Source organism: Glaciimonas sp. Gout2 (assembly GCF_035018905.1).
GTDB lineage: Bacteria > Pseudomonadota > Gammaproteobacteria > Burkholderiales > Burkholderiaceae_D > Glaciimonas.
On the sequence record NZ_JASJXA010000014.1, the window covers coordinates 41,661 to 61,776 of the forward strand.

Annotated in this window: 20 protein-coding genes; 12 read left to right on the plus strand and 8 right to left on the minus strand. The window is 49.3% G+C overall.

Annotated features, from left to right (window positions below):
• Window positions 1-90: 90 nt before the first annotated feature.
• From QN379_RS11790 to mpl, 6 genes are all read right to left on the minus strand, one after another.
• On the minus strand, window positions 91-990 hold the full coding sequence (locus QN379_RS11790; protein WP_323506735.1) for an energy transducer TonB: 900 nt from the start codon (window positions 988-990) through the stop codon (window positions 91-93).
• Window positions 991-1,024: 34 nt separating this feature from the next.
• Entirely contained in the window at window positions 1,025-3,193 is a 2,169-nt protein-coding gene (locus tag QN379_RS11795; RefSeq protein WP_323506699.1) for a ribonuclease catalytic domain-containing protein, read from the minus strand.
• A gap of 22 nt (window positions 3,194-3,215) precedes the next feature.
• Entirely contained in the window at window positions 3,216-3,353 is a 138-nt protein-coding gene (locus QN379_RS11800) for a hypothetical protein (RefSeq protein ID WP_323506700.1), read from the minus strand.
• A 116-nt stretch (window positions 3,354-3,469) separates the two neighbouring features.
• Window positions 3,470-4,039, minus strand: coding sequence for a chorismate--pyruvate lyase family protein (locus QN379_RS11805; RefSeq protein WP_323506701.1), 570 nt, complete (start codon window positions 4,037-4,039; stop codon window positions 3,470-3,472).
• Window positions 4,039-4,632 carry a YqiA/YcfP family alpha/beta fold hydrolase gene (locus QN379_RS11810; RefSeq protein ID WP_322233204.1) on the minus strand — a complete coding sequence of 198 codons (594 nt, stop codon included), beginning with the start codon at window positions 4,630-4,632 and terminating at the stop codon, window positions 4,039-4,041. Before QN379_RS11810 ends, QN379_RS11805 begins: the two co-directional genes overlap by 1 nt.
• Entirely contained in the window at window positions 4,629-6,125 is a 1,497-nt protein-coding gene (gene mpl, locus QN379_RS11815; RefSeq protein WP_323506702.1) for a UDP-N-acetylmuramate:L-alanyl-gamma-D-glutamyl-meso-diaminopimelate ligase, read from the minus strand. The genes QN379_RS11810 and mpl overlap by 4 nt, the downstream gene beginning before the upstream one ends.
• 174 nt (window positions 6,126-6,299) lie before the next feature.
• Here mpl and QN379_RS11820 point away from each other — a divergent pair, with 174 nt between their 5' ends.
• The 10 genes from QN379_RS11820 to QN379_RS11865 all read left to right on the plus strand — a co-directional run bounded on the left by QN379_RS11820 (window position 6,300) and on the right by QN379_RS11865 (window position 14,982).
• Window positions 6,300-7,019, plus strand: a complete 720-nt coding sequence (locus QN379_RS11820; protein ID WP_323506703.1) for a hypothetical protein — start codon at window positions 6,300-6,302, stop codon at window positions 7,017-7,019.
• Window positions 7,016-7,543, plus strand: coding sequence for a TlpA disulfide reductase family protein (locus QN379_RS11825; protein ID WP_322233209.1), 528 nt, complete (start codon window positions 7,016-7,018; stop codon window positions 7,541-7,543). Before QN379_RS11820 ends, QN379_RS11825 begins: the two co-directional genes overlap by 4 nt.
• Before the next feature lie 166 nt (window positions 7,544-7,709).
• Window positions 7,710-8,147, plus strand: a complete 438-nt coding sequence (aroQ, locus tag QN379_RS11830; RefSeq protein WP_323506704.1) for a type II 3-dehydroquinate dehydratase — start codon at window positions 7,710-7,712, stop codon at window positions 8,145-8,147.
• Between the two features lie 116 nt (window positions 8,148-8,263).
• Window positions 8,264-8,713, plus strand: coding sequence for an acetyl-CoA carboxylase biotin carboxyl carrier protein (gene accB, locus QN379_RS11835; RefSeq protein WP_322233213.1), 450 nt, complete (start codon window positions 8,264-8,266; stop codon window positions 8,711-8,713).
• Between the two features lie 194 nt (window positions 8,714-8,907).
• Window positions 8,908-10,278: an acetyl-CoA carboxylase biotin carboxylase subunit gene (gene accC, locus QN379_RS11840; RefSeq protein ID WP_322233215.1), complete on the plus strand. Its 1,371-nt coding sequence runs from the start codon at window positions 8,908-8,910 to the stop codon at window positions 10,276-10,278.
• An 8-nt stretch (window positions 10,279-10,286) separates the two neighbouring features.
• Window positions 10,287-11,222 (plus strand): 50S ribosomal protein L11 methyltransferase, encoded by a 936-nt coding sequence (gene prmA, locus QN379_RS11845; protein ID WP_323506705.1) that lies wholly within the window; start codon window positions 10,287-10,289, stop codon window positions 11,220-11,222.
• Between the two features lie 2 nt (window positions 11,223-11,224).
• Window positions 11,225-12,712, plus strand: coding sequence for a DUF3426 domain-containing protein (locus tag QN379_RS11850; RefSeq protein WP_323506706.1), 1,488 nt, complete (start codon window positions 11,225-11,227; stop codon window positions 12,710-12,712).
• A gap of 129 nt (window positions 12,713-12,841) precedes the next feature.
• Complete coding sequence (locus QN379_RS11855; protein ID WP_323506707.1) at window positions 12,842-13,783, plus strand: carbohydrate kinase family protein; 942 nt, start codon at window positions 12,842-12,844, stop codon at window positions 13,781-13,783.
• 215 nt (window positions 13,784-13,998) lie between these two features.
• Window positions 13,999-14,340, plus strand: coding sequence for a hypothetical protein (locus QN379_RS11860; protein WP_323506708.1), 342 nt, complete (start codon window positions 13,999-14,001; stop codon window positions 14,338-14,340).
• A gap of 93 nt (window positions 14,341-14,433) precedes the next feature.
• A complete protein-coding gene (locus QN379_RS11865) occupies window positions 14,434-14,982 on the plus strand; it encodes a peroxiredoxin (RefSeq protein WP_323506709.1) in 549 nt (182 codons plus the stop codon).
• A gap of 215 nt (window positions 14,983-15,197) precedes the next feature.
• Here QN379_RS11865 and QN379_RS11870 read toward each other — a convergent pair whose 3' ends face one another.
• Window positions 15,198-16,430, minus strand: a complete 1,233-nt coding sequence (locus QN379_RS11870; protein ID WP_322233227.1) for an MFS transporter — start codon at window positions 16,428-16,430, stop codon at window positions 15,198-15,200.
• 315 nt (window positions 16,431-16,745) lie between these two features.
• On the opposite strand from QN379_RS11870, the gene QN379_RS11875 reads away from it, so the two are divergent.
• Entirely contained in the window at window positions 16,746-17,576 is an 831-nt protein-coding gene (locus QN379_RS11875) for a helix-turn-helix transcriptional regulator (RefSeq protein WP_323506710.1), read from the plus strand.
• Between the two features lie 64 nt (window positions 17,577-17,640).
• Here QN379_RS11875 and QN379_RS11880 read toward each other — a convergent pair whose 3' ends face one another.
• Window positions 17,641-18,249, minus strand: coding sequence for a glutathione S-transferase N-terminal domain-containing protein (locus QN379_RS11880; RefSeq protein WP_322233230.1), 609 nt, complete (start codon window positions 18,247-18,249; stop codon window positions 17,641-17,643).
• Window positions 18,250-18,553: 304 nt separating this feature from the next.
• Between QN379_RS11880 and purB the strand changes: the two genes are divergently transcribed.
• The gene (gene purB / locus QN379_RS11885) at window positions 18,554-19,921 is read left to right on the plus strand and encodes an adenylosuccinate lyase (RefSeq protein ID WP_323506711.1); all 1,368 of its coding nucleotides are present in this window, start codon (window positions 18,554-18,556) and stop codon (window positions 19,919-19,921) included.
• Window positions 19,922-20,116 lie beyond the last annotated feature (195 nt).

The following is a 20,116-nucleotide window of genomic DNA, read 5'->3' on the forward strand; positions in this document are numbered from 1 at the left end:
AAACAAGACAAAGATCGCCGGATATGAAAAACCAATCTTATAGATTCATATTCACCCATACTTGCCCAAAAGAAGCGACGACAGCTTTGCTTAATGATTATCAACACTCCGCAATTTGGTCTCAAGTTGACCTTCGCGAGAAAAATCCAAGGTTACAATCACTTCCCACACTTCATCCGCAGTGCCAGAGCGCATATTATGCGGAAAACGGTTAAACGGCGCTGCTCTTTCGATTATTTTCAGCGCGGCGGCATCAAGGCCAGGAACGTTCGAACTTCTCTCCACTTCCAGGCCGCCGTCTTTTGTATAAATACTCCCGTCCTGAAAGATCGGGACCGACACTACTAATTTACCGTACAATTTTCTCCCATTTTTACGAGGAAAATTCAACGTTCCCAAGCGCTCCACTCTGTCCGCAAAAGCTTTGTAATACATCGCGTACCGCACGCCACGCGTACTGGGCGTTATCACAGTTTTCCGCGGCCGCTTGTTATAGTCTTCGATACTCTTGGCAATTTCGGCCTGTTCGCGACGCAGTGCTTTGGTATCCGGCGTAAGCTCATTACCATCCTCTGTCGGCACGGCATCTGTACGGCTATCCTGAGATGTCGTTTCCGGAACCGAAAACAATGCCGCGCTCTGCATCTGTGACAACATTTGCTGCTGCTTTTTCTCTAGCGCCGCGATCCGGTGATCGGCGGTGTTGAGGCTGTCGCCATCTTCTGTTTTCAGCATATCCGGTAACGGCGACTTGGCACGGCCAGCGTCGGCGTTACCACCTCCATCCAGATTTGCTTGCGCCAACGCCTCCGCTTTCACCGGCGCACTCTGCGTTTTGGCGTTCACGAGAATCACTTCTAGTGCTGGATCAGTTAGCCTGACCTTAGCCGATGCTGGCAGCGTAAAGCGAACGGCCAGCAGCGCCCCGTGCACTAAAACCGAAATAGCGATGGCGATATATAAAACCAGATTTTGAGAAAATGGTTTCACGCGCAGCAAGATTGGGCGTCCGGTCGTCAAAAGCTTAAGGCTTCATGTCGGTTGAAGCAGCGCTGCCCGCAACCACATCTGCTTTGGCATCAGTTTCCGCATCGACACCATTGACCGCGACATCTGTAACTTCACGGTCATCAATACTATTGATATTACCGTCCTCCGCGGTTCCCTCACCCTCTTTTTCTATTCCCGAATGCTCGTTCGGCAAATCCATGGCCGCATTAAGTTCGTCCACCATTTCATCATCATCCGAGGCATCATTTGGATCGCCCTGTGCCGTGGTCGCGGGCGGCGTCAACACTTCCAGCAATCGTACCTCGATACTCAAATCGATTTCGTCCCAACGAATCAAATCAAGTTTTACCGACGCGCCCCGTGCAACTTGTGGCATACCAGGTAACTTGATTACTAAAGGTATATCGGTCAGACGTAAAATTTCGTCCTTCAACACAACCGCTTCAACCTGCTTCACCTGTTCCTGGCCCAGCCAACGAAGACACCAATAGCGTTCCATCGTTGACTGAAAATCACTGTAACCCGCGTAGGTTGCATCGAAAGCCGAAACAATCGCGAACAAGTCTGCATCGCGCGGTTTGAATGGCGCCACCAGTGGCGCCGTGACGCCACTCTCAACGCACGCCAAAATCTGCCATTGATTCACAAGATCGGTATAACGACGCAACGGTGAAGTACTCCATGCATATTGGTCGACGCCCAATCCCTGATGAGGCGCGGCGTGGGTTACCATGCGCACCTGCATTTTTGTCGCCCAACCACCACTGCCGCCGCCCTGTGCACGATAAATTCCCGGCACACCGTGGTCATTCATCAGTTTTCCCCAAGTACTATTGGCAAAAATCATCAGTTCAGCAACGATCTTGTCGAGCGGCGCACCACGTTTGCGACGAGCAATCGTGACAACGTCGTCTTCAACATAAAAATTGAAGTCAACGCGATTATTTTGTTCGGGACGCAGGCCGAAACTTTCTCGCTTCGCCATCCGACCTTGTTCGAGTACAGAAATCCATTGCCACAGAATGGCGATATCCGCCTTATGGGGATAGTCGCCTTCACCGCTCGCCAAGTTATCTTCTGTCACCAGCATATCGAGCGTGTTGTGACGTAAATTAGCGGAGATTGGTACCAATTCGGCTTTGGTTTCGGTGCTGATCAAGCGCCAGTCTTGCGGGTCCAGCGTTGCGTATAACGACAAAGCCGGACAGTTCTTTCCCTCATCCAGAGAGAACGCTTCGACCAACGCATCTGGCAACATGGTAATTTTGTCGCCGGGCATGTAGACGGTTGACATGCGATGACGCGCGATCGCATCGATGGCGTCATCACGTTTGATCGAGAGTCCAGGCGCAGCGATATGGATACCGATCCGTACATTGCCATCTGGCAATATCGCAACTGACAGCGCATCGTCGATTTCGGTGGTTGTCACGTCATCGATAGAAAATGCAAGGACGTCAGCCAAAGGCAAGGTTGCAGCGGTCGGAATAGTTGGCACCGAGATTTCTGGGAAACCCGCGCCTTTCGGGAAAAACTCAAACAGAAACTTGGAAAAATGCAGATCCTTTGGCGATGCAATGCCCCCAACGACCAGCATCAAACGCTGCGGTGTGGTTTGCAAGAAAACGCAAGCGGCATCAAGCGCCTTGTATTCAATACTATTTTTATCTGGTTTAAATAATAACTGCAAAGCCAACGGCTTCATCGCATCGGGCAACTGATTAGCGACCAATTGTTCGACATATTCAGCCTGTATGAGCGCTTGCTGGCGCTTTTTTTCGACGCCAGCCTGCGCGGCTTTAAGCGACGCTTCAGGCGCAGCCTTATAGCGCCCACGACCCTTTTTATAAAAATATATCGGTGCCGAATGTAAGCACATCAACAATCCGGCGGCTTCAGACGGTATTGGAGCATGACCAAAATACTCGGCACCCAATTCTGCAAAACCAAACTCTTCCTGACCCGCAACTTCCCATAAGAAATCAACATCAACTTCTTGTGCGATAAGTTTTGCGTCATCGAGCAGTTGTTGCGGTGTCGGGGCGCCAAACTGTATCAATACGTCTTTTGACTTAATTTTGCTACGCTTTCCGGTAGGTAGTTCGACCTGATAAGCCTCGCCCTGCTGTGACAAAACAGACCCTGCTTTAAAGTCGCCGGACTCTTCAAAAAATAGATTCATTGATTACGATTCATTGATTACTTTAATTATGGATTCTGAGTATTGCGGTGATGACTACTTTGCTAGTTGATACCGCCTGCATGGTGTAATGATGACTTACGCAAGATGGTGCATTGCGTTGCATTAACATCACCACCACATCGGCAACAAATAGTGACATGCTGCAGCACGCATCTTGCGTAAATCCCGTATCTGTTTTTAATCGATAACGGCAAAGAACAACTTTTATCATTCAAAAAAAATGATGATCAACAAAATAACGCCGGATTCATTCGACTAACCCGTTAAAACATTCCGTAAAAATTTAATTTCCGGAAAAAACACTTCAGTCACCAGCATTACGCCGCCTTTGCGACGAAACGTCGAACGCCGCGCAAATAGGGGAGTCGGCAGTGTTGCCAAACCAGTCGCCGCGCGCATCCGACGGACCAACGGATGACCATTATACAAACGGGCATATTGCAATTGTCCCCGCGCCACAAGTGGATCGCCAAACAGTGTGGTGCCTAATGAGCGCTCACCCAATGTGCCGAAAAATGGCCACTCGGCAGTTGTCGCGCCCAATGACAAGACAGTATGACCTAACACCACAGGATGACCATCGCAGATTAGCAATACATCCCGCTCTTGCACCACTTGCCGCTGAGGCAACAAAATTGCAGCGCATTCGTCAGCAAGACACATTGCACGATGCTGATGCAAACGCTGCACTCGAAATTGCGTGCTGTTTGCCATTAACTTATAGGTCAGCGACGCGCGATCAATCAACCAGTCGCGCATCGACGCCGTTGGGTGAACACCATTTGGATGATCATGCCAATGCGCAAAACTCGGCGAGCGCGCCATCAGCGATCACTCGGCAAAGGAGGAACGTCTACTCCGCAAAACGTCAGTATGGCATCGGCATAATCCGCAAAGTCGCTGAGACCGTGATCACCTCCATTGATAATCAATTGCTTCGTCAATGGATAGTGATCAACCATTTCGTGCCAATCGAGAACCTCGTCGCCGGTGGCTGCAACAAGGAAATAGCGTGACGGCAGCGTAATTTTCGCCGAAACAAGCACTTCAAGTTCAGCAATATATTCGCGCTTGAATTCAAAAGGTGCGTCAGAGTGATACTGCGTATGCATACCCACATATTTTTCCAGATCGCGCGGCGGCTTTACCGCAGGATTGAGCAATACCGCCCGACAACCGGTCTGTTCGGCCAGCCACGTTGCATAAAAACCGCCAAGTGAAGAACCGATTACCGTCAGATCGCCTGGGTTGACGTGCGCGATACAAGCCTGCGCGAGTTGGATCGCAGCCTGAGGTGAGGCTGGTAATTGAGGACAGATATACTTGTCTTGCAGTCCTAAACTTTGTAGTCGCTCAGCCAGAAAACGCGCCTTAAATGACGAGGGCGATGAGCGAAAGCCGTGCAAGTAAAGGATCATGATCGCGCTGGAATGATCACTGACGCCGTGGCCGATGCATTGCCAGAATGTGGCGCTGACTCTGGCAAAGAGTGTGTACCCGGATTTGCCAACGCATCCAGGATTTTTTGATGAACACCGCCAAATCCGCCATTGCTCATCACCAATATCTGATCGCCCGGGTGTGCGGCCTGCGCAACCGCGCCGATCAATCGATCCAGCACGTCGAAAGCTTGCGCCTTATTGCCTAACGGAGCCAAGGCCTGACCGAGATCCCATCCGAGCGCTTCCTTACCTTCACCCTTGGCCCCATAACCAAACACCAGATCGGCATCAATCAGACTATCCGGCAACGCCTCTTTCATGGCCCCAAGTTTCATCGTATTGGAACGCGGCTCCAAAACAGCCAAAATGCGGGCATTGCCAATCTTTTTACGTAAACCTGCGATGGTGGTGGTAATCGCCGTCGGGTGATGCGCAAAGTCGTCATACACCGCAATCTGATTGACGGTGCCGCGCAATTCCATCCTGCGCTTCACGTTCTCAAACCGTCCGAGTGCCTTGATAGCCTGAACAGTTGGTATGCCAACATGGCGCGCTGCAGCAATCGCCGCGATCGCATTCATGCGATTATGCTCGCCAGTCAGCGACCACACCACGGTTCCCTGGTGATCGCCGTTGAAAATCACGTCAAAGTTGCCATCCGTATGAGTGGTCAAGGACCAGCCCAGCTGCGTCGGGTTATGTTGGGCGGCTTGTGCGTCAATCCCGAATAACTCTTGCTCGCTCCAACAGCCACGCGTCAATACGCGCTGCAAAGCGGGTTCGCGCGCGTTGACAACTAATCGACCTATTCCTGGCACGGTGCGCACCAAGTGGTGAAACTGCGTCTCTATCGCGGCAAGATCGGGGAAAATGTCGGCATGATCGTATTCGAGATTATTCAGAATTGCAGTCTTTGCGTGGTAATGCACGAACTTACTACGCTTATCGAAGAAAGCCGTATCGTATTCATCTGCTTCGATCACAAAAAAAGGAGACGCAGACGTCTCGATCCCGTTACCCGATAATCGCGCCGAAATACCAAAATTCATCGGCACGCCACCAATCAAAAAGCCCGGATTGTAACCAGCATCTTCCAATATCCACGCGAGCATTGCCGAGGTGGTGGTTTTGCCATGCGTACCGGCAACGGCCAGTACCCATTTGTCGGCCAGGATGTGCTCACCGATCCATTGGGGGCCAGAAGTGTAAGGTAAACCGCGATTAAGAATCTCTTCCATTAAAGGATTGCCACGGGAGACGACGTTGCCTATCACGAACAAATCCGGTGTCAGTGCGGTCTGCTCGGCCCCAAAGCCCTGAATTAACTGTATCCCTTGCGCTTCGAGTTGCGTACTCATTGGGGGATAGACGTTCGCATCGCAGCCTGTGACTTTATGTCCGGCTTGTTTTGCGAGAACGGCCAAACCGCCCATAAAGGTGCCACAAATACCCAGGATATGGATGTGCATTCTAAAGTGTCAACATTCGTAAAAGAAGAATAGTGAATTTTACCTGACACGCCAGCGCCGCCGTTAAAAGTCGAACGCGTATTTATCAATTATGCTTAAGTGACGCTTGTTTACACCGCTATTTCTTGGCGACCGCAAATGAGGTCTAGCAAGAAATCAGTAGCGAATAACATTATGATGATTGCTATGGCTTACAAAAAATCCTCTGAATTTAATCCATCGCATCAACTAAGATCAGAAATTGCCGTCGCCGCGGCACGTTTGATTGCAGAAGATGGGGCAGATTACGCTAGCGCCAAGCGAAAAGCCGCGCAACAGTTACTGGGCAATAGGCGAATTGATAGTGATTTCATACCAAATAATAGTCAGATAGAAGAGGAAGTGCGTTCATATAATGCATTGTTCTTGGCTGAGACCCAGCCCGTCAGGCTATTGCATTTAAGAAAAATTGCGATTGAGGTAATGTCTGAACTTTCGGCCTTTTGCCCTTATTTGACCGGGGCAGTGTGCAATGGCACCGCTGGCGAACACTCTGATATCCATTTACAGTTATTCGTTGATAGTCCTAAAGATGTGGAAATTTACCTGCTTAATAAAAATGTGCAATTCACTGTGTCCGACCTGGAGAGCGATAACCAGACCGAAAAACGCCATCGCCATCATACGGGTAACGATCCAGCTGAAATTCTTCATTTTGCCTATAAAAACGAGGGTATACACTTAGCGCTATATGAAAGTAACGCCTTACGCGGTAGTATCAGGCCGAGCCGAACACACTTATCGCGCAGCGACCGACTGGATCTGGTTGCAGCACGCTTGTTGCTTGAACAACAAATTGGCATTACTACAGAGCAAGTAAGAGCCACACTTTCAAAGACAAACGATACCGAATGAAAAAAAAATTGTTCCTATATATACCGATTGCGATCCTATTTTGCGCTATCGGCGTCTATTTCAATCTTCAACGACTGACACCATCTCCTCCTCAAGCGCCGGCTGTTGCTAATCTATTCGCTCAATCGATGGCAGACACTAGCGGTAAGCAAACGCCGTTATCCCAATGGAAAGGGAAACCGCTCATAGTGAATTTTTGGGCGACCTGGTGCGGCCCTTGCGTCGAAGAAATGCCAGAATTGAATGCATTACGCACTGAACTTGTTAAAAAAGATATTCATGTGATTGGCGTCGGTATTGACTCACAAGAGGCGATCGCTAAGTTTGCTGAGAAATATAAAATTACCTATCCTTTATATGTTGCAGGAACAGACGGCACATCTCTCTTGCGACAATTTGGTAATGCCGCTGGCGGATTGCCATTTACCGTATTGATCGGCGCTGACGGGCAGGTAAAAAAGACTTACCTTGGAAGCATTAAATTTGATGAATTACGCAAAGATTTGTCATTATTGCAGCACTAAATAGTTGATCATTAGCAATTAAAATAACTATCGTCTGCGCTGAGATAATTGGGATTTATGGACGCGAAAAAATAAACCCAATCGAACCATAACAAAATTCCGCTTGCCAGTTAAAGTCATTTAACGGCAAAATGCGCTCAACGTCGTCAAACGAAGCACGATCTCCATGGCAAAAAATTTACTTCTCCTCAATGGTCCTAACCTGAATTTGTTGGGCAGGCGTGAGCCAGAAGTCTACGGATCAACTACGCTAGCAGATATTGTGCTCGCAGCGCAGGCTCAAGCAGCCGATGCTGGTGTTCGCCTGGCGCATTTTCAGAGCAACCACGAAGGTGCGCTGATTGATCGTATCCATGCCGCAAAAGCTGAAGGGGTAGATGCTATTGTTATCAACCCCGGTGGACTGACACACACCAGTGTTGCATTGAGAGATGCATTATCTGGCGTGGCAATACGCTTTGTGGAAATGCATATTTCCAATATTCACCAACGAGAAGAGTTTAGGCATCACTCTTATCTATCAGGCATTGCCGTTGGCGTCATCTGCGGGTTGGGCGTAGAGGGTTATCGCATCGCGATTTCGTTCGCAATCGATCAACTTTAGGCTTACAAACATTAATTCGTACCAAACGGATGGTTCTGCCTACTAAAAAACAAGAATGGCAGTAATTCATTCGTTAACACTTTTTATTCTTAAAACATACACTGAAGGATTGCATTATGGATTTGAGAAAACTTAAAACGTTAATCGACCTAGTCGCTGAATCGGATATCGAAGAGCTGGAAGTCACCGAGGGTGAAAGCAAAGTACGTATTGTTAAGTCATCGCACAATCAGGTCGTGATGATGCAACCGCAAGTTGCTCAACAACCGTACCAGGCGCAAATGGCGGCACCAGTCAGCGCGCCAGCGGTAGAAGTCCCTGCGGTCCCAGAAGGTCACATCGTCAAATCACCTATGGTCGGCACGTTTTATCGTTCGTCAGCGCCAGGCGCGGGAGTATTTGTAGAGGTCGGCTCGGAAATCAAGGAAGGCGAAACGTTGTGCATCATTGAAGCGATGAAGCTGCTGAATGAAATCGAAGCCGACGTTTCTGGTGTGGTGAAAAAAATTCTGGTGGAAAATGGCCAACCGGTAGAATTCGGTCAACCTTTGTTTATCATCGGTTAAGTTCGCGCCAACGGAGAGTTTATTCGGGAGAACCGAATAAACTTGCGGACGGCATTGAGCATGATACCGGCGTATTTATGTAGACAGCGGCTCTTCTCAGAAGTGTCGTCGTACGCCTTTCACGCATCTGCCGCCCGAACGCTTGATATCGTTCGAATTAACGCTTAAATACTAGCCACGGAATACCATTTACTATGTTTGAAAAAATTCTCATCGCCAATCGCGGCGAAATTGCTTTGCGAATCCAGCGCGCATGCCGCGAAATGGGCATCAAAACCGTGGTGGTCCACTCAGAAGCTGACCGCGACGCCAAATATGTGAAGTTGGCAGATGAATCAGTTTGTATCGGCCCCGCACCCTCAAGTCTTAGTTATCTAAATATGCCAGCGATTATTAGCGCGGCAGAAGTAACTGATGCTGAAGCAATTCATCCCGGCTACGGTTTCCTATCCGAAAATGCCGATTTTGCTGAACGTGTTGAACAATCCGGTTTTGTCTTTATTGGACCGCGGCCAGCAAATATCCGCTTGATGGGCGATAAAGTCTCCGCCAAACAAGCAATGATCCGTGCTGGCGTGCCATGCGTTCCAGGTTCAGAAGGCGCACTGCCAGACGATCCGAAAGAAGTAATTAAGATTGCTCGTAAAGTCGGTTATCCGGTCATTATTAAAGCATCAGGCGGTGGTGGCGGACGCGGTATGCGTGTTGTCCATACGGAAGCAGCATTGGCTAATGCCGTCACGATGACAAAAACTGAAGCTGGCGCAGCTTTCGGCAATCCAGAAGTCTATATGGAAAAATATCTGGAAAATCCGCGTCACGTGGAAATTCAGATTTTGGCCGATCAGTATAAGAATGCCATTTGGCTCGGTGAGCGCGACTGCTCCATGCAACGCCGCCACCAAAAAGTGATTGAAGAAGCACCAGCACCGGGCATCCCGCGCAAAGTCGTTGAAAAAATTGGCGATCGTTGTGCCGAAGCCTGTCGCAAGATGGATTATCGCGGCGCTGGGACGTTTGAATTTTTGTATGAAAACGGTGAGTTCTATTTCATCGAAATGAATACACGCGTCCAGGTTGAACATCCGATCACCGAAATGATTACCGGTGTTGACATCGTTCAAGAGCAAATTCATATCGCTGCAGGCGAAAAATTGCGGTATCGCCAACGCGATATTCATCTGACCGGTCATTCGATAGAATGTCGCATCAACGCCGAAGATGCGTTCAAGTTCACGCCATCGCCGGGTAAAATTCTCACGTGGCATGTCCCGGGCGGCCCTGGAATTCGGGTTGACTCGCATGCATACGCTGGCTATTACGTACCGCCACACTATGATTCAATGATCGGCAAGGTGATCTCATACGGCACTACCCGCGAACAAGCGATCAAGCGCATGCAAATTGCGCTCTCCGAGATGGTAGTCGAAGGTATTAGCACCAATATTCCACTGCATCGTGAGTTAATGATCGATGCGCGCTTTATTGAAGGCGGTACCAACATCCACTATCTGGAACATAAACTGGCCGAAAGACCGGATTTACCTAAACCTGAAAAGAAGTAAGGCTGCACATGAGCTGGACCGAAATTGTTATAGAAGTAGCGCGCAGTCACGCTGAAGCGTTGTCAGACGCATTGATGGAAGCTGGCGCATTATCGGTCTCAGTGGAAGACGCGGACGAAGGCACGGCAGCCGAACAACCTTTGTTCGGCGAACCGGGCATGGAACCGGAAGAAGCAGCATGGGAGCGGAGCCGTGTTGTCGCGTTGAGTGACGTCGACGTTGATCATGACGCCATTGTCACCGCCGCCGCATTAGCGTGCGGCTTGCAATCAGCACCGGTATACACGTTGCGCTCGGTTGGCGAGCAAGACTGGGTGCGGTTAACGCAGTCACAGTTTGCTCCCATTCATATCGGTAAAAATATTTGGGTCGTGCCAAGCTGGCACGATGCGCCTGAAGCAAATGGACTGATCCTCGAACTGGATCCCGGCCTCGCATTCGGCACCGGCAGCCATCCGACCACACGTTTGTGCATGGAGTGGCTAGAAACCCATCTTGGCGAACAAAAGGTGGAGTCTGTACTCGATTACGGATGCGGCTCAGGTATTTTGGCGATGGTAGCTAAAAAACTCGGCGCAGCGAGCGTCATTGGGGTGGACATTGATCCCCAGGCGATCGTGTCCGCGAGCGACAATAGCGCCCGCAATCACTGTGATATTAATTATTATTTGCCAGATGATTTCGTGAAACGCGCAGGACAAGAGACATTCGACATCGTCGTGGCAAACATTTTGTCAGGTCCGTTACAGCTGATGTCTGCGATGTTGTGCGCGCGCATTGCACTTGGCGGCAGCCTCACGTTGTCAGGCGTTTTAGCAGAGCAAGCACAGGACGTCATTGCGGCTTATGCACCGTGGATAGAGCTGACGGTCTGGCGCGAGCAGGATGGCTGGGTTGCATTGTCGGGCACTTTACCGACAGTGTCAGCTGGATTACCTAGGTAATTATGGCGCTGGCGACGCGATGCCCCCATTGTCAGACCACCTTTCGGGTCGCTAATGATCAATTGAAATTGCGCGCAGGGTTGGTCCGATGCGGCTCCTGCCGTGAAGTGTTCAATGGCATCGAACACTTGGTAAGGCCAGACCATTCAGCGCCGACCGAAATCCCTATAAGCCTAACAGCTAAAGACCATAGCGATCCGTCTCAAACGACGCCTGCATTTCAGGCCTCAACAGCTTTTCCAGATCGCACCACATTTTCAGCACCTGCGCCAATTGCTCCAGAAATAGTACTGACAAAAACCTCTTCCACTGCCATCGCCAACAGTAAGTGGTTTGGGCCACTGGAACGTCGTCCAGTTTATTTACCTGATTCAGCACAACCGCCGTCGTCAACTTCTGAATATCTGTCCTCGGCGCTTTCGTCAACGCTATACTCTCCGCCAACTAAACCTCTCGCATTCACAGAGGGCGTGGAAGGCCATCCGTTTGAGCCAACGTTTGCGCCATCTTCAGATCAGGACGTTAAGCCAACCGAAGTAGAAGCGCCAGGCGAAGCGACCCCACAAGTTGGGGTTGACGTTCAGCATACAACTTCTGCGACTAGCAGCATAAAATTACCAGATGTGTGGCATCGTCTTCAGACCAACGAACCAGATCTAAGTGGAATAAATAGTCCGGTCGACGAGGAAGACCCGTTGCAGCGGATGACCTTATTTCAGGTAGCCTCTGGCAATTCGCCTCATGCTGAAAACGTATTCTTGCCGGACGGCACAGATACTGCTGAAGATGAAGAGCTTGATCGACTGATTGACGAGCTGCAAAATAGGCACTGGAATGGAAAAAAGAAGAATCCGCCAGAGCCAACCATTGAGAGTGGCGTAGACGTTACTTTCAAGGGCCGCAGCAATGAAACCAGTCAAGAAAACCCGCGCCAGGCCGACCAAGGCATGCACGATGTCCTAGCAGAACCGCGATTTATGCAGCAAGCAAAACGCAAACAGCGTGTCGGCGGCGTGGTTAGGACCTTCATGTGGATCGCTAGTGTGATCCTGACCGTTGGCTTGATTGGACAAACGGGTTATCGCTATCGGGATCAACTCGCGGCAAGTGTCCCCATGCTCAAACCATTACTGCAGAGGGCATGCGGCAAATTTGGATGCCAGATAAACTTACCAACCAGCATCGACGATATATCGATCGAATCTAATGAACTGCAATTAATCGCGCCTGCGCGTAATCTGTTTGCCTTAACATTGCTGATGCGTAATCGCAGCAGCACGGCGCAAGCTTGGCCAACAGTCGAACTGACATTGAATGACGCTAGCGAAAAAGCGATAGCGCGACGTGTCTTTGCGCCAAGCGACTATCTAACGACCGTGGCGGATACAGCAGATGGATTCCGCCGTAACACCGAACATCCCGTCATATTGACGTTTGAACTGTTACAGTTAAAGCCATCCGGATATCGGGTTTACCTCTTTTACCCATAGTTTCTGCGCGTCAACTACCAAATTTTAAAGTGGGTATTCTGATCTGTTTTCGGCATTATTGCTAAACTGATTACCGAACTGATTTACAACCACATTCCAACCGATTTCTCCTTATTCTGAAAACCACCTATGACATCCCTCATCTCCGGTTCATTAGCTTACGACGTCATCATGCAATATCCGGGCCGCTTTGCGGATGCCCTTCTGCCGGATCAATTGCATAAAATAAACGTGTCCTTTTTAGTACCCACCATGCGCCGGGATTTCGGCGGGTGCGCTGGCAATATTGCTTACAATTTAAAATTGCTGGGTGGCGAACCATTGATCATGGCGACCGTTGGCAATGATGCGGCCCCCTATCTGGAACGGTTGAAACAGTTGGATATTTCATGTGCCGGCATTCGCACCATCGACTCCATCTACACCGCACAATGCTTTATCACCACGGATGCAAATAACAACCAGATTACCGCTTTCCACCCAGGTGCAATGACGCACTCACACGAAGTGACCATGGCTGATTTAAGCACGCGTAGCGCTATCAAATACGCCATCGTCGCACCGGATGGTCGTGACGGGATGCTGCAACATGCTGAGCATGCGGTATCACATGGCATTCCGCTGATCTTTGATCCAGGCCAAGGTATGCCCATGTTTGACGGCGCGGAGTTGCGGCGTTTTATTGATTGGGCAACCTACATTGCGGTCAATGATTACGAGGCTGAATTACTGACTTCACGGACAGGTCTGTCGCTGTCACAAATTGCTGATCAAGTAACTGCGCTGGTGGTGACACGTGGCGAGTTAGGAGCGGATGTCTTTACCAGTGGCAACAAAGTCACGATTCCTTGCGTGGAGGCTGAACGCTTGCTAGATCCGACCGGATGCGGCGATGCTTTCCGCGCCGGAATGTTATACGGACTTACAACGGGTATGGACTGGCCTACGATTACGCGACTGTCCAATTTAATGGGTAGTATAAAAATCGCTGAGCAAGGACCGCAAAATCATGCTCCAACTCGCGCAGAAATCGATGATCGTTTTCAAAAGGCATTTGGTTACCAATTGTAAAATGATAATCAAAGTTTAACCGGAAATCATGAGGGCGCTCATAACCCGAAGCTAAATTGCGCTTAAATAGCTACTATTTAAGCGAAGATCAGAATATTTCGCCCCTTATCGTGGTTCATTGCATTTTTTTCATTGTTAAGATCAATAAAAACCGCTTATGAACTTCACCTGTCGTTCCGCGTCCAATATTGCATCACGACAAGGAAGCAGGGATCATGAAAAAAATTCTTTTATTAGGCGCCGTGGGCGCAATGCTGCTACTCGGTGGCTGTGTTGCCGTCCCTTATGACGGTTATGGAAACTCCGGCTACGGTTATGGCGGTGGCTATACGCCTTATGGTGCGGTAGATGGCGCCTATGTCGGCGGGGGCCCCGTTTACGCAGCACCAGCAGTATCGTTAGGGTTCGGATACTCTAACTTTGGGTACAGCCCGTATCGCTGGGGTAACGGTTGGCATGGTGGTCGCGGCGGCGGATGGGGTCACGGCGGATGGGGTCACGGCGGGCGCGGTGGAGGTGGACGTGGCGGAGGCGGTCATTGGGGCGGCGGACGCTAAGAGTCTCCGCAGCAATCAAAATCCAGTCGACAAAGCAACGTTAAGGCCGCATGATAACCAATACTTTTAATGGTTATCTCTAAAGGAATTGACATGAGACGATGGATTGCCGCACTAGCTGGACTTGTGGTGAGCGCGACTGTAATCGTGCCTGCGCTGGCAGCACTGAAAGTTGGCGAAAAAGCGCCCAACTTCACCACCGAGGCATCTTTGGGTGGCAAGGTCTTTACTTATTCTTTAGCCAATGAGCTGAAAAAGGGGCCGGTCGTATTGTATTTTTATCCCGCGGCATTCACTAAAGGCTGCACGATTGAAGCCCACTTGTTTGCTGATGCAACCGATAAATACAAGGCTCTCGGCGCGACTGTAATCGGTGTTTCCAACGACAATATTGACACACTCAATAAATTTTCTCTCAGCGAATGTCGTAGTAAATTTGCTGTTGCAGCCGATACTACCCAAAGCATCATGAAGTCATACGACTCAGTTCTGCTATCCAAGACCAGTTATGCCGATCGCGTATCTTATGTTATTGCCCCGAATGGCAATATTATTTACGAATACAGCAGCTTGAGCCCTGAAAAGCACGTTGAAAATACAATGCAGGCATTGCAGCAATGGGTCACGAACAATAAAAAATAATTTAACGACTAACGTTGAGTATTGTTGCTAAAGCATACAAAAAAGCGCGCTTACGATGAGTAAGCGCGCTTTTATATTTCTAGCTTCCAAATCTGCATAAAGGTAATAGCTTCAGGTGTGGCTATCGACAGTCGTAAATTGACAATAATCTTGCTTCTCATGCCAATTATTACTGTTGACATCCTGCTGTCGCGCCACCTTGAGCGGTTAGCTTTTTAGCTAGCCACCGCTTTTTGTCTGTGCGCATCAAGATTAGGTAGAAAAGCCGCGAATAACCCAATCAAAGGGAGGAACGAACACACCTGATAAACAAAGTGAATATCGGTCATATCGGCTAATTTACCCAAAGCTGCCGCGCCAATCCCTCCCATGCCGAACGCAAATCCAAAGAATAAACCAGACACAGTACCAACTTTGCCCGGCACCAACTCCTGAGCGAATACCAAAATGGCTGAGAACGCAGAAGCCAGAATTAAGCCAATCACAACCGTCAAAATGCCGGTCCAGAACAAATTAGCATAGGGCAACATCAGCGTAAAAGGCGCAACGCCTAATATCGATACCCAAATCACCAACTTGCGCCCGACGCGGTCGCCGATTGGACCGCCCAGCATTGTGCCAGCCGCAACCGCAAACAAAAATATGAACAGATGCACTTGCGCCGACTGCACTGACAAATGAAATTTATCAATCAGGTAAAAAGTAAAATAGCTGCTCAAACTAGCCATGTAAAAATACTTAGAAAAAATGAGTAGCAGCAAAATACCAATTGAAAATAGTACTTTTTTGCGTGGTAAAGCAACGAAGACCTGATGTGCTTTGGCGCTCTTTTTTATCCGCCCCTGTTGTTTGTACCAGTTGCCAATTTGCCATAACACTGCAATGGCTAACAACGCCGCCAACGAAAACCAGGCAATGCTGGTTTGTCCGTGTGGAATAATAATCCATGCGGCCAGCAACGGTCCCATCGAGCTACCCGCATTGCCGCCGACCTGAAATATTGATTGCGCCAGACCGTGCCGCCCACCTGACGCCATACGCGCCACACGCGATGACTCTGGATGAAAGATAGATGATCCAGTACCGACCAGCGCCGCTGCGACCAATAACACCCCAAAACTTGGTGCCATTGCCAACGTTACCAACCCGACCAGCGTGAAACACATTCCTGCCGCCAACGAATACGGCTTTGGATGCTTGTCAGTGTAGAGACCAACCACTGGTTGCAAAATCGAGGCAGTAATCTGATAGGTTAAGGTAATAAGCCCGATTTCAGCAAAACTGAGGCTAAAGTTAGCCTTTAACAACGGATAAATCGCCAGAATCAGCGACTGAATCATGTCATTCAAAAAATGGGCAAAACTGATCGCGCCTAGAACGCGAAAGCCGGTTTTTTCCGAACTTTGCTCTTTCTGCGAAACGGGTAATTGATTGATAGCTGTTTGCATGGCGAGTAGAAAAAAGTATAAAAACTGATGGTGGAAGGCATAAGCTCAATAAGGCTTAGGGCCGACGGTGCCAGCAACTTGCCTCAACATTTGCTGACTTTGACTTAATCCTGATCTTGTTACGCTAATTATCTCCCGGATACCTTTTGGATGGCCGGGCTTAACAACTCTGGGTATCAGGCGAAAATCACTTTTAAAGCGGACAGATTACACCGCTACTCACTGCAGTGTAAGCAAAAACACGGCGACTGTTTTAAGATAAAATGTCATCTTCTATCGCATTTCTGCCATTCGCTCATACCGATTGCCACCATCATGCCAATTCCAATACTGACTCATACTGAGACAGACCTTAGAGATTCGGTGCCGGATCAACGTCACCCTGTTCGGATGCGAGCACGCGATCTTGCCGCATCTGCGGTATTGCACCCGCATATGCACGCTTGGGGTCAAGTCACATATGCGCCTGAAGGCACGCTTCGTGTTTCAGTCGGCAACAGCACGTGGATCGTACCGCCGCTTCGTGCAATCTGGATTCCTCCGCAAGTCGTACATGAAATCAAGACCATCGAGAAAGCACAGTTGCGTGCACTATATATCCATACCAGCGCCACACCATTTCAGGGTGGTCAATGCATCGTTGTGGAAGTTTCCTCGCTGTTGCGTGAATTGATCGCTGCATTAACGTTAGTCGATGCTGACAAGGAGAGCGTGCGTGAATCGCTTCTAAGCCAACTTATTTTGAACGAACTGACGCTCGCAGAGACACAAGCGATTCGTGTCGCGTTACCGACCGAAAAACGCCTGGTGACGCTATGCAAGGCGTTGCTTAACGATCCAGGTTCTGCGATGACACTTGGTGATTGGGCACAACGGGTGGGCGCATCTGAAAGAACGTTAGCGCGTTTATTTGAGCGCGATTTAGGAATGACATTTGGACAATGGAGGCAGCAAATCAGGCTTGCGCACGCAGCACCGATGATCACCCGTGGCATGCCACTCTCTTTGGTCGCTACCGAATTGGGCTACGCTAGCCAATCCGCATTTTCTGCAATGTTCAAGAAGACGTTTGGAGAGTCACCATCGACTTTTTTCACGACTAAAAAAAGTCAGCTACCCACTAAGATTAACCATCCGAATGAGTAGTCGAAATACTTTTACTCAGCTTTTTGCTGCGCCTTTACTGCACAATCACTGAGCTATGGTGTAATTATTGTGGCGCAGTATCTTTAAAAGATGGACGCTCTGATACTTTATCAACCAACTTCGCAAGCGTAGGATAAGTCTCGCGCCATTCGATTTCAGGAAATCTAAAGCTGATCCAGGCCAGTGCGCAACCGACAGCAACGTCCGCCAGCGTGTAATGATTACCTGAACAAAATGGCTTCTCGCCCAAACCGGCCGCCATCGCTTTCAATCCCGCATCAACCTTGCTGCGCTGACGCGCAACCCACGCTTCACTTTGATGTTCGACGGGACGTTGCAAGCGCTCCAGCCGCATTAAGATTGCCGCATCCGACACACCGTCGGCTAATGCTTCCCAGCATTTAACTTCAGCACGCTCGCGAGTGTTCACCGGAATCAATTTACCGACCGGGGTCAGGGTGTCGAGATATTCAACAATCACATGTGAGTCAAACATCGCGCCGCCATCTTCCATCACCAGGCACGGTACCTTGCCCAGTGGGTTGGATATCTGAATCGCGGTGTTATCAGACCAGACGTCCTCCAGGACAAAAGTATAGTCGAGTTTTTTTTCCGCCATGACAACGCGGACTTTACGCACGTAGGGACTACCTAGAGATCCGATCAGCTTCATATGCTACTTATAGAAATAATTGGCCCCGATTATAACTCGGGGTTTATCATTTTCGGCAACTCCCATCACTGGCCGACATGCAAAACAACAGATCATCACCCTCGCAAATGGTAAAATTCGACTCTGGTCGTGCCTGCGGCAATGCAGAAGTTGTTGGTTATCCTAGACTTCCGGATCACGCGCATCGCAGTAACATCGTACAGAACACGCAATAGCGATGGTGCTCGCTCAATTGACACCAATACAATAGTTTCGCCAAAGAAATTCTCGGCGCTTTGATTCACACTTTCTGATCTTCACTACCATGTCCCTTACCGCACTTTCTGCCTTGTCTCCGCTAGACGGTCGTTATGCCGCAAAAACCGACAAACTGCGCCCGATCTTGTCTGAGTCCGGCTTCATGCACCACCGTGTCAAAGTAGAAATATCGTGGCTGCAAGCTCTATCTAACGCTGGTTTTACCGAAATCAAACCGTTTTCGGCAATCGCAAACGCACAGTTGGATAGGATAGCCGCTGAATTTACTGAGTCAGACGCCGCGAGAATTAAAGAAATAGAAGCAATCACCAACCACGACGTAAAAGCAGTGGAATACTGGCTTAAAGAGCAAGTCAAGGACGTGCCCGAACTCGTCGCAGCATCGGAATTCATCCATTTTGCCTGCACCTCAGAAGACATTAATAATACATCCCACGGTATGATGTTGAAGGCAGCGCGAGACACTGTTTTGCTGCCATCGCTACAACAATTAATCGCCAAGCTCACCGCAATGGCGCACGAGAACGCCGAACTACCGATGCTGTCGCGCACGCATGGTCAACCGGCAAGTCCGACAACGCTTGGCAAGGAAATGGCAAACGTCGTCGCCCGCCTTCAGCGTGCCGCCAAGCGTATAGCTGATGTGGAAATACTGGGCAAAATGAATGGTGCAGTCGGCAACTACAACGCCCACCTTTCTGCCTACCCAACATTTGATTGGGAAGCATTCTCGAAAAATGTGATTGAACAACGCCTCGGCCTGATTTACAACCCCTACACAATTCAAATTGAGCCACACGATTACATGGCGGAACTGTTTGATGCGGTTGCCCGCACCAACACGATATTGCTCGACCTGAATCGCGATATTTGGGGCTATGTTGCCCTTGGTTATTTCAAGCAGCGCCTTAAGGCTGGTGAAATCGGCTCGTCGACAATGCCGCATAAGGTCAATCCTATTGACTTTGAAAACTCCGAAGGCAATCTGGGTATGGCCAACGCTGTACTCAAACACATGTCGGAAAAATTGCCGGTCTCGCGCTGGCAGCGTGACTTGACCGACTCCACCGTGCTGCGCAATATCGGTGTCGGACTTGGCTATTCGCTGCTGGCTTATGACAGTTGCTTGCGCGGCCTGAACAAGCTGGAAGTCAATCCATCCCGCCTGGCGGAAGACCTTGATGCAACGTGGGAAGTATTGGCAGAACCGGTCCAAACCGTGATGCGTCGCTATGGTATCGAAAATCCCTACGAGCAATTAAAGGAACTAACCCGTGGCAAAGGCATTTCCAAAGACGCATTGCGGACGTTCATTTTGACACTGGCCATTCCGCAAGAAGCAAAAGATCTTTTGCTGGCAATGACGCCAGCAAATTACATCGGCTATGCAGCTGAACTTGCGAAGAAGATTTAATAGAAACGTAGTTTAGGTTGCTGCGTTTCCCTTGCCCGACAAAAAAATGGCTACTTACGGTAGCCATTTTTTTCGACTTAATATTTTAGGACTATAAAAATAGTCGCACCATAAAAAGTATTTTGAAGCTCTTGACCCGGCGTAACCAAATCAAAAACAAAATCATTCGATTAAACTGACCGGGTGTGCAAACCC

Excerpts from the sequence above, each read along its gene's own strand:
- QN379_RS11795 (WP_323506699.1), bottom strand. The coding sequence starts at position 3,193 with ATGAATCTATTTTTTGAAGAGTCCGGCGACTTTAAAGCAGGGTCTGTT.
- QN379_RS11800 (WP_323506700.1), bottom strand. The coding sequence starts at position 3,353 with ATGTCACTATTTGTTGCCGATGTGGTGGTGATGTTAATGCAACGCAAT.
- QN379_RS11805 (WP_323506701.1), bottom strand. The coding sequence starts at position 4,039 with ATGGCGCGCTCGCCGAGTTTTGCGCATTGGCATGATCATCCAAATGGT.
- QN379_RS11810 (WP_322233204.1), bottom strand. The coding sequence starts at position 4,632 with ATGATCCTTTACTTGCACGGCTTTCGCTCATCGCCCTCGTCATTTAAG.
- mpl (WP_323506702.1), bottom strand. The coding sequence starts at position 6,125 with ATGCACATCCATATCCTGGGTATTTGTGGCACCTTTATGGGCGGTTTG.
- QN379_RS11820 (WP_323506703.1), top strand. The coding sequence starts at position 6,300 with ATGATGATTGCTATGGCTTACAAAAAATCCTCTGAATTTAATCCATCG.
- QN379_RS11825 (WP_322233209.1), top strand. The coding sequence starts at position 7,016 with ATGAAAAAAAAATTGTTCCTATATATACCGATTGCGATCCTATTTTGC.
- aroQ (WP_323506704.1), top strand. The coding sequence starts at position 7,710 with ATGGCAAAAAATTTACTTCTCCTCAATGGTCCTAACCTGAATTTGTTG.
- accB (WP_322233213.1), top strand. The coding sequence starts at position 8,264 with ATGGATTTGAGAAAACTTAAAACGTTAATCGACCTAGTCGCTGAATCG.
- accC (WP_322233215.1), top strand. The coding sequence starts at position 8,908 with ATGTTTGAAAAAATTCTCATCGCCAATCGCGGCGAAATTGCTTTGCGA.
- prmA (WP_323506705.1), top strand. The coding sequence starts at position 10,287 with ATGAGCTGGACCGAAATTGTTATAGAAGTAGCGCGCAGTCACGCTGAA.
- QN379_RS11850 (WP_323506706.1), top strand. The coding sequence starts at position 11,225 with ATGGCGCTGGCGACGCGATGCCCCCATTGTCAGACCACCTTTCGGGTC.
- QN379_RS11855 (WP_323506707.1), top strand. The coding sequence starts at position 12,842 with ATGACATCCCTCATCTCCGGTTCATTAGCTTACGACGTCATCATGCAA.
- QN379_RS11860 (WP_323506708.1), top strand. The coding sequence starts at position 13,999 with ATGAAAAAAATTCTTTTATTAGGCGCCGTGGGCGCAATGCTGCTACTC.
- QN379_RS11865 (WP_323506709.1), top strand. The coding sequence starts at position 14,434 with ATGAGACGATGGATTGCCGCACTAGCTGGACTTGTGGTGAGCGCGACT.
- QN379_RS11870 (WP_322233227.1), bottom strand. The coding sequence starts at position 16,430 with ATGCAAACAGCTATCAATCAATTACCCGTTTCGCAGAAAGAGCAAAGT.
- QN379_RS11875 (WP_323506710.1), top strand. The coding sequence starts at position 16,746 with ATGCCAATTCCAATACTGACTCATACTGAGACAGACCTTAGAGATTCG.
- QN379_RS11880 (WP_322233230.1), bottom strand. The coding sequence starts at position 18,249 with ATGAAGCTGATCGGATCTCTAGGTAGTCCCTACGTGCGTAAAGTCCGC.
- purB (WP_323506711.1), top strand. The coding sequence starts at position 18,554 with ATGTCCCTTACCGCACTTTCTGCCTTGTCTCCGCTAGACGGTCGTTAT.